General features: G+C 40.7%; 14 protein-coding genes. 11 read left to right on the top strand and 3 right to left on the bottom strand.

Annotated features, from left to right (window positions below):
- The first annotated feature begins 9 nt into the window (after nt 1–9).
- From lldR to dld, 3 genes are all read left to right on the top strand, one after another.
- The gene (lldR, locus tag AC07M3_RS16985; protein ID WP_005049187.1) at nt 10–762 is read left to right on the top strand and encodes a transcriptional regulator LldR; all 753 of its coding nucleotides are present in this window, start codon (nt 10–12) and stop codon (nt 760–762) included.
- Nucleotides 759–1,910 (top strand): FMN-dependent L-lactate dehydrogenase LldD, encoded by a 1,152-nt coding sequence (gene lldD / locus AC07M3_RS16980; protein WP_494567831.1) that lies wholly within the window; start codon nt 759–761, stop codon nt 1,908–1,910. Before lldR ends, lldD begins: the two co-directional genes overlap by 4 nt.
- 297 nt (nt 1,911–2,207) lie before the next feature.
- On the top strand, nt 2,208–3,914 hold the full coding sequence (gene dld, locus AC07M3_RS16975; RefSeq protein ID WP_494567832.1) for a D-lactate dehydrogenase: 1,707 nt from the start codon (nt 2,208–2,210) through the stop codon (nt 3,912–3,914).
- A 50-nt stretch (nt 3,915–3,964) separates the two neighbouring features.
- On the opposite strand, the gene AC07M3_RS16970 is transcribed toward dld, so the two are convergent.
- Nucleotides 3,965–5,179, bottom strand: a complete 1,215-nt coding sequence (locus AC07M3_RS16970; protein WP_003655711.1) for an amino acid aminotransferase — start codon at nt 5,177–5,179, stop codon at nt 3,965–3,967.
- Between the two features lie 515 nt (nt 5,180–5,694).
- Between AC07M3_RS16970 and AC07M3_RS16965 the strand changes: the two genes are divergently transcribed.
- From AC07M3_RS16965 to acnD, 4 genes are all read left to right on the top strand, one after another.
- Nucleotides 5,695–6,405: a GntR family transcriptional regulator gene (locus tag AC07M3_RS16965; protein WP_494567833.1), complete on the top strand. Its 711-nt coding sequence runs from the start codon at nt 5,695–5,697 to the stop codon at nt 6,403–6,405.
- On the top strand, nt 6,398–7,282 hold the full coding sequence (gene prpB / locus AC07M3_RS16960) for a methylisocitrate lyase (RefSeq protein ID WP_004706036.1): 885 nt from the start codon (nt 6,398–6,400) through the stop codon (nt 7,280–7,282). Before AC07M3_RS16965 ends, prpB begins: the two co-directional genes overlap by 8 nt.
- Nucleotides 7,283–7,348: 66 nt before the next feature.
- Nucleotides 7,349–8,506: a bifunctional 2-methylcitrate synthase/citrate synthase gene (gene prpC / locus AC07M3_RS16955; protein WP_494567834.1), complete on the top strand. Its 1,158-nt coding sequence runs from the start codon at nt 7,349–7,351 to the stop codon at nt 8,504–8,506.
- Nucleotides 8,506–11,112 (top strand): Fe/S-dependent 2-methylisocitrate dehydratase AcnD, encoded by a 2,607-nt coding sequence (acnD, locus tag AC07M3_RS16950; RefSeq protein WP_494567835.1) that lies wholly within the window; start codon nt 8,506–8,508, stop codon nt 11,110–11,112. The genes prpC and acnD overlap by 1 nt, the downstream gene beginning before the upstream one ends.
- Nucleotides 11,113–11,169: 57 nt before the next feature.
- On the opposite strand, the gene AC07M3_RS16945 is transcribed toward acnD, so the two are convergent.
- Nucleotides 11,170–12,948, bottom strand: coding sequence for a retron Ec67 family RNA-directed DNA polymerase/endonuclease (locus tag AC07M3_RS16945; protein WP_494567836.1), 1,779 nt, complete (start codon nt 12,946–12,948; stop codon nt 11,170–11,172).
- Nucleotides 12,949–13,510: 562 nt separating this feature from the next.
- Here AC07M3_RS16945 and AC07M3_RS16940 point away from each other — a divergent pair.
- From AC07M3_RS16940 to AC07M3_RS16925, 4 genes are all read left to right on the top strand, one after another.
- Nucleotides 13,511–13,645 carry a zinc ribbon-containing protein gene (locus AC07M3_RS16940; protein WP_004640417.1) on the top strand — a complete coding sequence of 45 codons (135 nt, stop codon included), beginning with the start codon at nt 13,511–13,513 and terminating at the stop codon, nt 13,643–13,645.
- Between the two features lie 121 nt (nt 13,646–13,766).
- Complete coding sequence (locus tag AC07M3_RS16935) at nt 13,767–14,342, top strand: DUF4126 domain-containing protein (RefSeq protein ID WP_005049170.1); 576 nt, start codon at nt 13,767–13,769, stop codon at nt 14,340–14,342.
- A gap of 402 nt (nt 14,343–14,744) precedes the next feature.
- On the top strand, nt 14,745–15,254 hold the full coding sequence (locus AC07M3_RS16930) for a GNAT family N-acetyltransferase (RefSeq protein WP_494567837.1): 510 nt from the start codon (nt 14,745–14,747) through the stop codon (nt 15,252–15,254).
- A 345-nt stretch (nt 15,255–15,599) separates the two neighbouring features.
- Nucleotides 15,600–16,019: an NUDIX hydrolase gene (locus AC07M3_RS16925; protein WP_004640421.1), complete on the top strand. Its 420-nt coding sequence runs from the start codon at nt 15,600–15,602 to the stop codon at nt 16,017–16,019.
- 103 nt (nt 16,020–16,122) lie between these two features.
- Here AC07M3_RS16925 and AC07M3_RS16920 read toward each other — a convergent pair whose 3' ends face one another.
- Nucleotides 16,123–16,407 (bottom strand): hypothetical protein, encoded by a 285-nt coding sequence (locus AC07M3_RS16920; protein ID WP_494567838.1) that lies wholly within the window; start codon nt 16,405–16,407, stop codon nt 16,123–16,125.
- Nucleotides 16,408–16,585 lie beyond the last annotated feature (178 nt).

Below are 16,585 nucleotides of genomic sequence, written 5' to 3'. Positions count from 1 at the left end.
GGAAACGCGATGAGAATCTCCGATCAAGTGGTCATGAAATTGCAGGCATTAATTGAAGAGCGTCACATGAGAAAAGGTGACCGTTTGCCTGCCGAGCGCCAGCTTGCAACTAGCTTAGGAGTTTCTCGTCCTTCTTTGCGTGAAGCGATTCAACAGCTCAATAGTCAAGGTGTGCTTATTAGCCGTCGGGGTGATGGTACTTATATTCAACAGTTACCTGAACAGTGGCCACAGCAACTCATTGTGAACCCGATTAGCAACTTGATTGAAGAAGATCCGCTGTACCGTTTTGATGTACAAGAGGCGCGGTTATTACTTGAAGGGGGTACTGCGTGGTATGCCGCATTACGTTCAACACCTGAAGACCGCGCTAAAATTCATCATTATTTTAATGAAATTAGTCGCCATCAAAATGCTGGTGACTCAGCGCAGGCTGCGGTGGCGGATGCTGAATTCCACTTAGCGATTGCAGAAGCATCTCACAATGTGGTGCTGATTCAAATGATGCGTAGCCTGTTTGATTTACTGCAATACAACGTCTTGTTGGGACGTAAAAAAGTTTATAACGACCCAATAAATAGTGACTTGCTGAGCGAGCAGCATTTTCAGGTCATGGATGCGATCGATCGTAAAGATCCCGAGGCCGCGCGCCAAGCTGTCTGCGGTCATATTGAATTTGTGATTAATCATGTGCGTTCTCTGAATGAAGACGAAGCTCGTCAGAAACGTGCAAACCGTTTAAATAGAGTTGATTCAAAATGATTATTTCTTCTGGCAATGATTATCGTGCTGCGGCACAGCGTCGCTTACCCCCGTTTTTATTTCATTATATTGATGGTGGAGCGTATTCGGAACATACCTTAAAGCGTAACGTACAAGATTTGTCAGAAATTGCATTGCGTCAACGTGTGCTCAATGACATGTCAGCGTTAAGTTTAGAGACAAAACTGTTTAATGAAACATTGTCGATGCCGGTTGCATTGGCTCCTGTTGGTTTAACAGGCATGTATGCGCGCCGTGGTGAAGTTCAAGCCGCGATGGCAGCCGACAAAAAAGGTATTCCATTTACACTTTCAACGGTTTCGGTTTGTCCGATTGAAGAAGTTGCACCTGCAATTAATCGTCCAATGTGGTTCCAACTTTATGTATTACGCGACCGTGGTTTTATGCGTAATGCTTTGGAGCGTGCAAAAGCGGCAGGTTGTTCAACACTGGTGTTTACTGTAGATATGCCTGTGCCAGGTGCACGTTACCGTGATGCACATTCGGGAATGAGTGGGCCAAATGCTGCGATGCGCCGTTATATGCAGTCTATGTTCCATCCGCATTGGTCATGGAATGTCGGCTTAATGGGGCGTCCGCATGACTTGGGTAATATCTCTAAATATTTAGGCAAACCAACTGGACTTGAAGATTATATTGGTTGGTTGGGTTCAAACTTTGATCCATCGATTTCATGGAAAGACCTTGAGTGGATTCGTGAGTTTTGGGATGGTCCGATGGTGATTAAAGGCATTTTAGACCCTGAAGATGCCAAAGATGCTGTGCGTTTTGGTGCAGATGGCATTGTGGTGTCAAATCACGGTGGTCGTCAGTTAGATGGTGTGATGTCATCTGCTCGTGCATTGCCTGCCATTGCCGATGCAGTTAAAGGTGATTTGGCGATTTTGGCAGACTCAGGCGTTCGTAATGGTCTAGATGTGGTGCGTATGTTGGCACTTGGTGCTGATACGGTTTTACTAGGCCGTGCATTTGTTTATGCCTTGGCAGCAGCAGGTGGGCAAGGTGTGTCGAACTTACTTGATTTGATTGATAAGGAAATGCGTGTTGCGATGACGCTCACGGGTGTTAAGTCGATTCAGGATATTAATGCGGATTGTTTAGTACAGGCGATGAAGCAAGGTTTTTAAGAAATAACTTTTTAAGTGAAGCAGTAAGCACAGCCTTAAAATTTGGTGATTTGCTAATGTTTTGCGTATAGGCATTTGTCACTTTTGAAAGGTCAAAAGTAACCAAAAACCTTTTGTTGAGCAAACAGTACTTCCTTGTACAGTTGCTCAACAGGCGGCATCCATGCCACCAACAGAGATAGTAAATATAGGGCTGATTCGAATTAGAGAATGAGCTAATTAAATTATAAATTACAAACGGTGAGACCCCGTCGTATTGGTCTAATTTGATAAATGGATGACCAAAAGGAAACCATCATGCAAACATTTTCTCCTCAAGCAGTGATTGAACGTTTACAGAATATTGTAGGGCGCTCGCATGTATTGACCGATGATCAAGGCACACGCCAGTACCGCCAAGGTCGTCGTTTTGGTGAGGGGAAAGTACTAGCTGTGGTGGTGCCGGGGACATTGCTAGAGCAATGGCAGGTGCTTCAAGCTGCATTTGATGCAGATTGTATTGTGATTATGCAGGCGGCAAATACAGGACTCACTGGTGGTTCAACCCCGTATGGGGATGATTATGACCGTCCTGTTTTTGTCATGAGTACGCGCCGTTTAAAGGGCATTCAAGTGATTCAAAACGGTAAGCAAGTGATTTGTTTACCGGGTGCGACTTTAGACAATTTAGAGCAAATTTTAAAAGGATATGACCGTGAACCGCATTCGGTGATTGGCTCATCATGTATTGGCGCATCAGTACTCGGTGGTGTCTGTAACAACTCTGGCGGTGCGTTGGTACGCCGTGGGCCTGCGTATACGGAACTAGCGTTATATGCTCAGGTGAATGCTACTGGTCAATTAGAACTGGTGAATCATTTGGGTGTGAATCTAGGCTCGACACCCGAAGAAATTTTGACTCGTTTAGAGAAGCAGCAATATCAAGCCGTAGATATTTTAGATGATGGTGAAAAGCAGGCCTCGGACCATCGCTATGCACATGATGTGACTCAAGTTGATGAAGATTCACCAGCTCGTTTTAATGCTGACCCATCACGATTGTTTGAAGCATCGGGTTCGGCAGGTAAAGTCTGTGTGTTTGCTGTACGCCTTGATACGTATGAAAAAGTAGAGAGCAATGTCTTTTATATTGGCAGTAATGATGCAGATGATTTAACAGCGATTCGCCGTTATTTACTCACCTCTTTGCCAAGTCTACCGATTGCGGGCGAATATATTCACCGAGATGCTTATCTGATTGGTGAAAAGTACGGAAAAGACACGTTCTTGTTTATTGAGAAATTCGGAACAGCCAATGTTCCAAAAGCCTTCGCCATGAAAGATAAAGTCGATGGCTTTTTAGAAAGATTTAAAATAAAAGGCTTAACTGATCATATTTTACAGGCCATTACGTTCTTTTTACCGAGCCACTTGCCAAAGCGCATGACCGAGTATCGAGACCGTTATGAGCACCATTTAGTGCTACGTGTTGAAAATAATTCAAAAGCACAGACCGAGCAGTTTTTAAAAGAATATTTTGCAGTACATCAGTCAGGTAGCTATTTCGTATGTAGCGAAGAAGAAGGTCGAAAAGCATTCTTACACCGCTTTGCGATTGCAGGAGCGGCAATTCGTTATCGTGACACGCACCGTAGTGAAGTTGAAGATATTGTTGCGCTAGATATTGCTTTGCGTCGTAATGACCGTGAATGGGTAGAACAATTACCAACTGAGATGGAACAAAATATTATCCATAAACTCTATTATGGGCATTTCTTTTGTCATGTTTTTCATCAGGACTATATCCTTAAAAAGGGCCATGACCCATTAGAAATGGAACATCAAATGTGGAAGTTGCTGGACGCCCGCCGTGCTGAATATCCGGCAGAGCATAATGTTGGGCACCTCTACATTGCCAAACCTGCTTTAGCCAATTTCTACCAAAAGCTCGACCCAACCAACAGCTTTAATGTGGGTATTGGGCACACCTCAAAACTTAAGTATTGGGGCAAAGCGAAATCTTAAGTTAGAGATATAAAAAAGGCGCCGAAGCGCCTTTTCTTTTAAAGCTGTTTTTATGCTGCTTCTGTTGATTTAGCAAGCACTTCAGCAACTGCTTTAGCAACGGTGTAAACATTGTTCATGTTTAAACCTGCTACACAAATACGACCACTACGTACTAAGTAGATAGCATATTCTTCACGCAAGATATCCACTTGCTCAGCAGTTAAACCTGTGTAGCTGAACATACCTTTTTGGTTTACAAGGTAGCTAAAGTCACGGTCTGGTAATGCTTTAGTGAGTTCATCTTTTAAGATGCTACGCATTTTGATAATACGCTCACGCATCTCTTTCACTTCACCTTGCCATTGTTGGTTAAGTTCAGCGTCATTTAACACTTCATCAACTAACCATGCACCTGTTGTAGGAGGGCTAGAGTAAATACGGCGTACAGTCGCTTTTAACTGACCGAATGTGCATTGAGCTGCTTCTGCATCGTCACATACGAAAGTTAAGCCGCCAACACGCTCGCCATATAAAGAGAAGATTTTAGAGAATGAGTTGCTCACAATGAAGTTTAGACCCGCTTGGTCTAAAGCACGGATTGCATACGCATCTTCTTCCATACCATCGCCAAAACCTTGGTAAGCGATGTCTAGGAAAGGAATAAGGTTACGATCTTTTAATACCGCAATCACTTGATCCCATTGCGCTGGGTTTAAGTCAGCGCCTGTTGGGTTATGGCAGCATGGGTGCAATAACACAATGCTTTGCTCAGGCAAAGTTTTAAGCGTAGACAACATACCGTCAAAATCTACACCACGAGTTTCGTTATCGAAATATGGGTAGAAATGAGTCTTGATGCCAGCGCCATTGAAAATCGCAACGTGGTTATCCCAAGTTGGTTGGCTTACCCAAACGTCTGAATTTGGGAAATAAGTTTTTAAGAAGTCAGCACCAACTTTCAATGCACCTGAACCACCAAGCGTTTGGATGGTTACAGCACGACCAGCTTTAACTGCTGGGCTGTTTGCACCAAATAAAAGTGCTTGAATTGCTTCACGGTAAGGTTTGAAGCCTTCCATTGGCAAATAAAGTTTGGTTTTACCGTTCTTAGGCTCAATACGCTTTTGCGCCTCAATAATGGTCTCTAACTGAGGAACAATACTGTCTTCGTTATAGTAAAGACCAATACTCAAGTTTACTTTTTCAGAACGAGTATCAGCATTGAACTGTTCCATTAAAGAGAGAATTGGGTCGCCTGCGTATGGGGGGATATGTTGAAACATCAAAAAAGTCCTTTCATTCAACAATATGCATAGAGTTAAGTTTTTTCTGTCTCGAAAAATACATTACATCTATGTCGATGCTCAATAATGTACCAATAAAGCTACTGTGAAGCACCAGATAATTTCACTAATATCGATATTTTCCAGAAGAAACGATAAAAAAGATTTAAAAGAAATTACGGTAAATAGATACTAATTTATAACTCATGATTTCATTCCAACAGATTGTCTACAATCTTACTGTCATACATGGGTTGTAGACTAAAGTTTGAAACAAAAGTTTAGTGCCCAAAAAACACTTGGGAAAGAACCATAAAACTATAGATAAATTGATATTAAATCTTTGTTTTATAAATACTAATAGATGGGCGGTGCAACAGTCTAAATATAAGGTGAAATAAGAGGTCAATCTATAAAAATTGACCTGATGCGTTCTCTGAAGTGTCAACAATCACCTTGATTTTTTTCATTCATACCGCTATAAAAGCCATAATTGATTAAAAATTGTCGACAATATGCAAGATTTGACCTTCGCACCAGAGCCTCTACAAAGTCAGGGTAGAACACTGACCGAGAATGTATTTAAACAAATACAGACGGCGATTGTTTTGGGTCAAATTCCGGCAGGTAGCAAAATTTCTGAACCTGAACTGGCGCGTACTTATGGCATTAGCCGTGGACCTTTGCGTGAAGCGATTCATCGTCTTGAAGGCCAAAAATTAGTTGAGCGCACTGCACATGTGGGCGCGCGCGTGGTTTCGTTATCGCTGCAACAGTTTAAAGAGCTTTACCAGATTCGTGCTTCTTTAGAGGGTTTGGCTTGCAGACTTGCTGCACAGCATATTGATAAAAAGCAAATCTTGGCATTGCGTGATGTATTGCGTATGCATGCTGAAGATGAAAATTTTAAAGCAGGTAAAGGATATTACTTGCAAGAAGGGCAGGACGATTTTCACTACTGCATTATTAAAAGTAGTGGCAATAAAACCCTAGAAAAAATGTTGTGTGATGAGCTCTATCACCTCATCCGCATGTACCGAATTCAGTTTTCAAACACACCCGATCGTCCGAGCAAAGCTTGGGACGAACATATCCGTATTTTAGATGCAATTGCAGAAGGCGATGGAGAACTTGCCGAGCTGCTCATGCATCGACATATCAATGCTTCTTACAAAATTATTGAGCAAACACTGCTACAAGCACAAGGAGAACATAACAATGGCTAAACAATCCGCAGGTCAGCTATTTCGCGATGCCGTAGCCCAAGAAAAGCCATTACAAGTGGTTGGAACCATTAACGCCAATCATGCACTTTTGGCAAAACGTGCAGGTTATAAAGCGATTTACTTATCAGGTGGTGGTGTAGCCGCTGGTTCTTTAGGCTTACCTGATTTGGGAATCAGTAACCTTGATGATGTGTTGACAGATGTACGCCGTATTACCGATGTATGTGATCTTCCATTATTGGTCGATGCTGACACAGGTTTTGGTGCTTCTGCATTTAACATTGCACGTACAACAAAAGCACTTATCAAGTTTGGTGCGGCGGCAATGCACATTGAAGACCAAGTGGGCGCAAAACGTTGTGGTCACCGTCCGAACAAAGCCATTGTGACTCAAGAAGAAATGGTTGATCGTATTAAAGCTGCGGTCGATGCGCGTGGTGATGACAGCTTCGTAATTATGGCGCGTACTGATGCCTTGGCTGTAGACGGTTTGCAAGCTGCAATTGACCGTGCAGGTGCTTACATTGAAGCAGGTGCAGACATGTTGTTCCCTGAAGCAATTACCGAGCTTGATATGTACAAGCAATTTGCTCAGAAGACTGGCGCACCAATTTTGGCAAACATTACCGAGTTTGGTTCTACACCACTGTTTACGACTGAAGAGTTAGCATCTGCCGATGTAAGCCTTGCACTTTATCCGCTTTCTGCTTTCCGTGCCATGAACAAAGCAGCCGAAACTGTGTATGAAACCTTGCGTAAAGAAGGTACGCAAAAGAACGTGGTTGATATTATGCAAACGCGTAAAGAGTTATATGAACGCATCAACTACTATGCGTTTGAAGACTACTTAGACAACGCATTTGCTAAAAAGAAATAAGAAGTAAAACACGGTACATATGCCGTGTTTCCCAAATAATTTAAATAGATAGGAAAGGACAATCTTATGAGCTCAAATGAAACAACAACAGGCTTCAAACCAAAAAAATCAGTTGCACTTAGCGGACAAGTTGCAGGCAACACAGCACTTTGTACCGTAGGACGTAGCGGTAACGACTTGCACTATCGTGGCTATGACATTCTTGACCTTGCAGCAGGTAGTCAGTTTGAAGAAGTTGCTCACTTGCTCGTACATGGTAAATTACCAAACAAAGCTGAACTCAAAGCCTATAAAGCAAAATTAAAAGCACTTCGTGGCTTACCAGCAGCTCTTAAAACTGCACTTGAACAATTACCACCGTCTGCACACCCAATGGATGTGATGCGTACAGGTGTTTCAGTTCTAGGTTGTTTAACTCCAGAACACGAAGACCATAACGAAGCTGGCGCAAAAGACATTGCTGATAAATTAATGGCAAGCCTAGGCTCAATGCTGCTTTATTGGTACCACTTCAGCAACAACGGTCGTCGTATTGAAGTTGAAACAGATGACGACTCTATTGCAGCGCATTTCTTACATTTACTTCATGGCGAAAAACCATCTGAAGAATGGATTCAAGCAATGCATACATCACTTATTTTGTATGCTGAGCACGAGTTCAACGCATCAACATTTACATCACGTGTAGTGGCAGGTACAGGTTCTGACATGTATTCGGCAATTACAGGTGGTATTGGGGCGCTTCGCGGACCTAAACACGGTGGTGCAAACGAAGTTGCATTCGTAATTCAACAACGTTACGACAACGCAGACGAAGCAGAAGCAGACATCCGTAGCCGTGTTGAGAAGAAAGAAGTCGTGATCGGTTTTGGTCACCCTGTCTATACAATCTCTGATCCACGTAACGAAGTCATCAAAAAAGTGGCACATGACTTGGCACAAGCACAAGAGAACACCAAAATGTATTTAATCGCTGAGCGCTTAGAAGCAGTGATGAAAGATGCGAAAAACATGTTCCCGAACCTCGATTGGTTCAGTGCTGTGAGCTATCACTTAATGGGTGTTCCAACTGCAATGTTCACGCCATTATTCGTGATTGCACGTACAGCAGGTTGGTCAGCTCACGTGATTGAACAACGCCAAGACGGCAAAATCATTCGTCCAAGCGCGAACTACACAGGCCCTGAAAACCTCAAATTCAAACCATTGGCGGAGCGTGGTTAATGAACACAAAATACCGTAAACCGCTGGCAGGAACCCAGCTTGAATATTACGACGTGCGTCAAGCCGTTGAAGATATTCAGCCAGGCACATACGAAAAACTGCCTTACACCTCTAAAGTACTTGCAGAGCAATTGGTACGCCGTGCCGATGCCGAGAACTTAACTGCTTATTTAACGCAATTAATTGAAGGTCGTCAGGACTTGGACTTCCCTTGGTATCCTGCGCGCGTGGTGTGTCATGACATCTTGGGTCAAACTGCATTGGTTGACCTTGCAGGTTTGCGTGATGCGATTGCCGATAAAGGCGGCGACCCATCTAAAGTCAACCCAGTTGTGCCAACACAGCTTATTGTCGACCACTCTTTAGCAGTGGAATACGGTGGTGCTGACCCAGACGCTTTTGAAAAAAACCGTGCTGTTGAAGACCGCCGTAACGAAGACCGTTTCCACTTTATTGAGTGGACCAAAACCGCATTTAAAAATGTCGATGTGATCCCTGCGGGGAACGGCATTATGCACCAGATTAACCTAGAGAAAATGTCTCCGGTGATTCAGGCGCGTGATGGCGTGGCATACCCAGACACTTGCGTAGGTACAGACTCACATACACCGCATACAGACGCTTTGGGCGTAATTTCTGTGGGTGTTGGCGGTTTAGAAGCTGAAAACGTGATGTTAGGCCGTGCATCTTGGATGCGTCTGCCAGACATTATTGGTGTTGAGTTTGTAGGTCAGCGTCAGGCAGGCATTACTGCAACAGATATCGTACTTGCTTTAACTGAGTTCTTGCGTAAAGAGCGCGTAGTCGGTGCTTACCTTGAGTTCTTTGGTGAAGGTGCTGACAGCATGTCTGTGGGCGACCGTGCAACCATTTCAAACATGACACCAGAATATGGTGCTACGGCTGCGATGTTCTACATCGACCAAAACACGATTGACTACTTGCGCCTAACAGGTCGTGAAGATGCTCAAGTGGCACTGGTTGAACAGTACGCAAAAGAAATCGGTCTGTGGGCAACTGACATGACTAAAGCAGAGTACCCACGTGTACTTCATTTTGATCTATCAAAAGTAACACGTAACATTGCTGGGCCATCAAACCCACATGCACGTGTTTCAACTGCGGACTTAAAAGAAAAAGGTATTGCTGGTGTTGTTGAAAACCGTTCTGACGGCTTAATGCCTGATGGCGCAATCATTATTGCTGCAATTACTTCATGTACCAACACCTCTAACCCACGTAACACCGTGGCAGCAGGATTGTTGGCGCGTAAGGCGAATGAGCTAGGTTTAGTTCGTAAACCTTGGGTGAAATCATCATTTGCACCGGGTTCAAAAGCGGCTGCACTTTACCTCGAAGAAGCGGGTGTTCTAAAAGACTTAGAGCAACTTGGTTTTGGTATTGTGGCTTACGCTTGTACGACGTGTAACGGTATGTCGGGCGCGTTAGATCCAGCTATTCAACAAGAAATTATTGACCGTGACTTGTACGCAACAGCAGTACTCTCTGGTAACCGTAACTTCGATGGCCGTATCCATCCATATGCGAAACAAGCGTTCTTGGCATCTCCACCGCTTGTTGTGGCGTATGCAATTGCGGGTACGATTCGTTTTGACATTGAAAAAGATGCTTTAGGTCATGACAAAGACGGTAACCCGATTTACCTCAAAGACATCTGGCCATCTGACGCTGAAATTGATGCCTTAGTTAAAGAAGCGGTGAAACCTGAACAGTTCCGTAAAGTCTACATTCCAATGTTTGACTTGGGCGTAACCGTAGAGGCCGAAAGTCCGCTTTATGACTGGCGTCCACAAAGTACTTACATCCGCCGTCCACCATATTGGGAAGGGGCGTTGGCTGCACCACGTACTTTAGCGAACATGCGTCCGCTTGCCATTTTGGGTGACAACATCACCACCGACCATTTGTCACCTTCAAATGCGATTTTGATGGACTCGGCGGCGGGTGAATATCTTCATAAAATGGGTCTACCAGAAGAAGACTTCAACTCATATGCAACGCACCGTGGTGACCATTTGACTGCACAACGTGCAACATTTGCGAACCCGAAACTGTATAACGAAATGGTGGTCCGTTCAGACGGTACGATCAAGCAAGGTTCAAAAGCGCGTGTAGAGCCAGAAGGCGAAGTGATGCGTATGTGGGAAGCGATTGAAACCTACATGAACCGTAAACAGCCGTTAATCATTGTTGCGGGTGCTGACTATGGTCAGGGTTCAAGCCGTGACTGGGCTGCGAAAGGTGTACGCCTTGCAGGTGTTGAAGCGATTGTAGCAGAAGGCTTTGAGCGTATTCACCGTACTAACTTGGTGGGTATGGGCGTGTTGCCACTTGAGTTTAAAGCGGGTGTAAACCGCAAGACTTTAAAACTAGATGGTACAGAGCTTTATAGCGTGATTGGTAATATCGCGCCGCGTTCGACTTTAACTTTAGTCATTGAACGTGCCACAGCAGATGGTAAAGAAGAGATTGTTGAAGTGCCTGTGACTTGCCGTTTAGATACAGAAGAAGAAGTTTCTGTATATGAAGCGGGCGGTGTATTACAACGTTTTGCACAAGACTTTTTAGAAGGCCAAGTGGCTTAATATTGAGTTAAAAATAATTGATATAGTTTTAAAAGCCCCGCTTTAGAGTGGGGTTTTCTACTCTTCAATATTACAATAAATATAATGATAGAATTGTATATGAAAAATAGTATTAAATATTAAATCGAACTTTGAGAAATCAATTGTATTCTGATCCTGAAAAATAATTTTTTCAAACAAATCTTTTTTTCCATAAAATTTAGTTAAATCAAATGTTGAGTTAGATGAATTGTAGGTTTTTCCACTAATCGTCTTTAATAAAATAGATGGATCATAAAAATTCTCAATGACAGTATTTTTAGGAAGCTTAATTATATATAAGTTATGATGGGCATGATAATAATCTAATATAGCTGATTTATTTAATGCAGTAAGATTAATATGCTTAATAAAATCTTTAAATTCTTTGTTTGCACATTTAATAACATGTTCACCATCACTATCTCCATCTACCAAGATAATACAAGGTAAATGGCTTATCACTTGTGATTTATATATTGCATTATAATTCTTTAAAAATTTTTGTATTAAACCTGTCCCCCCAGTTAGCCCCATAATTTTTGAGAACCTTTTTGTTCCTGAAAGAGAAGAAAATTTGATAAATTTTAATGAATCAGAATATAGTTTGTGGCATGCCAGTTTTAAGTGTAGAGGATCAGTATAGCCTTCACCGATTATCAAAACTCTTTGTGGATGAATAAAGTAATGGTGAAAAAGAAATTTAGTATAGAGTTTTTCAAGGCTGTTTAGTTCATTAAAGTTTCTTGTACCATTGGGAAATTTAATATCTTGCTGATTTTTTATTTCATAAATATGGCTTAAAATTCCATTTAATGCCTCTCTGTTTGTTTTGTGCTTATCCATGTGAAATTTTGATTTGAAAAATTCCCCTTCAGCACAAAAATTTTGAACCATTGATCTTGTATAGCGATAATAATTTTGATCAATATTTACTTTTTTATTAACGGTTAATCCTGTTACTTCTTGTTTATTATATTTGTCAGTTAATCTTGTTTTTTTAGGATTAATCTTAAATTTACTGCTATTAATTGTATGGTTTAAGGCTGAACCTAGAACCCATTTTTCACCATCAAATTCGATGATATCTTCAGAAAATTGAGGTAAATTAGTTGATAGCGTTAAATCGTCTACATATCGAGTATATGTAAATTTATATTCTTTTGCTAATTTTACCATTTTAACATCAAGAATGTTCCCAATTAAATTACTGATTATAGGTGAGCAAGGACTGCCTTGAGGTAAAAAACCTTCTTTTGAGGTAGATACTCGGTATGTAACAATTTGGGCAATTAAAATAGCGATATCAAAAGGTAAGCTAAAAAGTTTATTTTTACTAAAAAAGCCAACTATTCTAGAAAAGGTAATACTTTCAAAAAAATCCTTTAGATCAATATTTAATACTAGCCTTTTGCCTGTATGTTTTTGTGCATTACTGTATATACCAAAATTAATTTCTTTAGCTTCAAGTGAGGTACGATTTTGTTTTGATGTGGGAATGTTTATTTTGAGTTTTTTCCTAAATCCATGTGAACTAATACAGTTAACATAAGAGGAGGTTGATAGTCTCTTTAATTCCAATTCTCTATAACAATTACTTAGAAGAATAGATAAACGAGTTTGTAATATCTTAAGCTCAGGAGTTGGAGCAAAAATTCTTCTTTTACCACCACTTTTTTTAGAAATTTCAAAAGCTTGGTATCTTGTTGTAATATTTTCACTAAATAAGATACGAGTGAAGTTCTTTTCTGAATAGCCTAATAAAATTGCTAAATCTTTTTGTGTTTGACAAGATTTAAGCTGTTTTAAATATTTCAAAAGGTGCCCCTTGGGAACTCATATGGTCAACGCACAGCAGCATGGTTAGCAGAGTGCCCAATGACTGGTTGGCAAATTTGACAATAAGCCATTAACATTTTCAAAACAGAATGCGATACGCAATCTAAAAATCTTCCCAAAGGGCATTTAAATATTAATTTAAAAATTTAATTAAAACAAATTCATATATCTATAAATTTTAAATTGGATATATTAATAAGATAAAAATAGAAATACTTTGAAAAAATAAAAAAGCCCAACATCCTGTTGGGCTTTTTCGTATTTGGTTGCTAGATATGACTCCTGTCGTATCTCACGTCCTGATGCATGAACCTATTATTGTTGTTTTGTGTTCCGGAACATCCTGTTCCTGTATGAACTCATCATAGAAAAAAAGCAGGAAGTCGCCAATCCGCAAAATCCCTAAAAGTTTGTAAGATAAATCGTACAAATAACATTTTTTGCATTTATGCCATCATCATCGGGCGAAATGGACAATTGACAATCACTCTAACTGGGTTATATTCCTGTTTAATATCTATACGATTATAGGAACGCAATCATGGTAACAGCTGGCGAAAAACCCGGAACAGGCTTCTATTTCTGCGCTCAATGTGGCCAGAGAGTGTTTTTAGAAATTAATACAGATCGTTTACCGCCGTGCACTAAATGCTATTGCACTGAGTTTAAACGTTAAGAATAAAATAATATTTGCGTTCGCATTTAACAAAAAGCCCTGTCACCCGATGGGGCTTTTTGTTAGTTTAAAATAAGACTTACATAACAAGACCCGTGATGGGCATGAAAAGGAAACCGTTATGGAAACTATATTGGGTTTATGTATTGGCGTGGGTTTGAGCGCTGCCTGCGGTTTTCGCGTGTTTGTGCCGCTATTGGTCATGAGCATTGCAACCATGATGGGATGGTTTGAGCCATCAAAAGGTTTTGAATGGTTAGCTATGCCGTCGGTTTGCTTGGCTTTAGCTGTGGCAACAGTCTGTGAAGTTGCGGCCTACTATATTCCATGGGTCGATAATGCCTTAGACACTGTTGCGACCCCTGCGGCTATGATTGCCGGTACATTAGCGACAATGGCGGTTAGCAGTGGGGAAATGTCTCAGTTTGCGAGCTGGGCAGCAGCCATTATTGTGGGCGGTGGTACGGCTGGTGTGGTGCAAATGAGTACCGTTGCTGCACGCGGTGTTTCAACTGCAACCACAGGCGGCTTAGGGAATTTTGTAGTTGCTACAGGGGAGTGGATTGGGGCAATCTTACTTTCGGTTTCAGCTTTGCTAGTTCCCGCGCTTGTTGCAGTTGTGGTGGTTATTGCTGTTATTTTGGCAATACGTTGGATACGTCATAAAAAGCAAGAACAGGTACATAGTCCGTTATAGGTTAACTTTAATATCATTTTTAAATGACCATAAAAAAAGCCCAACATCCTGTTGGGCTTTTTCGTATTTGGTTGCTAGATATGACTCCTGTCGTATCTCACGCTCCTAGTGCATGAACTTATTATTGTTGTTTTGTGTTCCGGAACATCCTGTTCCTGTATGAACCAATCATAGGAAAAAAGCAGGGTATCGCCAATCCGCAAAATCCCTAAAAGCTTGTAGGTTAAAACGTACATCGAAAAGTTTCTTGGGAAGTTGTGTAGATGAGAGAAGCAAGCAAATAGTCAGGCTTACTTTTATGAATAACTGTTTAGGATTAGAAGTAGAAAAAGAGTTGTTATTGATAACAATATGTTATTTTTAAATTGTGATTATAAAAAGAACAATTTTCGGGAGTAAGAAATGACCGTTATGTTGGTAAAACCTCATTTGAGGTTTAAAGAGAGCTATAACAACTATATTAATGAATTAGCAGATGAAGAACGTTACCCTTTGACAATGGATTTTGATCATACAAATTTTGATTCGTTTTTGAATAAACTAAAAGAGTATGAAAATGGGGAATCTTTACAGGAAGGACATGTTGCCAATATTACATATTGGTTAGTAGAAGGCAGTGAAATTATTGGTGTATCTAACTTACGACCTAAGCTTAATGAACAGATTCAATATTGTGGCGGGCATATTGGTCTAGGTATTCGCCCTTCTAAACGTAGAAATGATTTTGGTTCAAAATTATTAGAGCTTACGATTCAGGAGGCATGGAAGTTAGGCCTAACGGAATTACATATACATTGTTATAAATCTAATTTAGCGTCCGCAAAAGTAATTCAAGCAAACAATGGCCGTCTTCATTCCGAAATTGATGTCGATCAAGTAGTTCAAAGGTATGTTGTGAATAAAACACTATAAGAATTTTCTTTTAGGTTGTTTTTAACGTAAATAAAAAAAGCCCGACATCCTGTTGGGCTTTTTCGTATTTGGTTGCTAGATATGACTCCTGTCGTATCTCACGCTCCTAGTGCATGAACCTATTATTGTAGTTTTGTGTTCCGGAACATCCTGTTCCTGTATGAACCCATCATAGGAAAAAAGCGGGAAGTCGCCAATCCGCAAAATCCCTAAAAGTTTGTAGGTTAAAACGTACAAGGCATTTTAGATGGTATGTGTAAGTTTAAGCGTTTAGGCCATTAATAATGTATTTGCACTCTAGTTAAGTTCTATAATATGTTATTAAATTTAAAGAAGAAAATGATTATGTCTTTAATAGAAAAAGTGGTTCCTGTGGTATTCAGGGAAATAAATAATAACTTGGAGATTTTAGTATTTAGACATCCATTAGCAGGAATTCAAATCGTTAAAGGGACTGTGGAACACCAAGAACAATTGGAACAAGCAGCTTTGCGCGAGCTTTATGAAGAGTCTGGAATAAAGAATGCACAAGTTCATTCATATCTAGGTAAACATATTCCCTCAGAGGCAGGGCCTGACTGGCATGTTTTTGTGTGTAGTACAGATGACGCTTTACACGACACTTGGTCACATTTTTGTGAAGACGATAATGGATTAACTTTCGATTTTTTCTGGCACTCTTTTTTGAGTCCTCCAACAGAAGAATGGCATCCTCTTTTTAAAGAATTATTTGAATTTATTAAATCTAAATACAAGCTCAACTAACCAAACAACTTTAGGCCTCTGTGCCACAACAGGCTTTAATCTTTGCGCTGATTTAAAGTAAGAAACCATTGCAACACAGAGATAAAGGGGCTAAGCCAAATGCTTAGCCCAGACTACTTTTGTCACACCGCTGCATGACGCTGAAAAAAGTAGGGGCAAAGTCCTGTGGGAGAACAGGACTTTGCAAACTGACATGTTCTAGGTGCTGCATAAGCTTAGGGGAGTAAGCTTGTTCAAGCCGTTGGTAAATACAGTCGCAACTGGCTTGGGTGTGCCCACCCGACAGGCAAATTTTTTCAAAATCCTGCTGAGTGTGTAGGTTACAACCCGAAATACCCAAACTACCTAGAATGAAACTTAAAGCCAAAATAGGTTTATAAATTGTCATATTATTCTCATAATGATTTATATCTATGAGTAGAGTGAAAGTATAATTAGTTTTAAGGATTAAAATGATTTTTAGGTAATAATTAATCCTCCCATAAACATAGGAAAATAAAATAATTTAAGTTTTAAAATAAAAAATACTTTATAAATTTAAAAAATTAGGCAATAGAAAACCAAAA

Source organism: Acinetobacter sp. GW821-FHT09D10, assembly GCF_059416285.1.
Note: the sequence above shows the minus strand (reverse complement) of the source record. Positions and strands in the feature narration are given on the sequence as shown.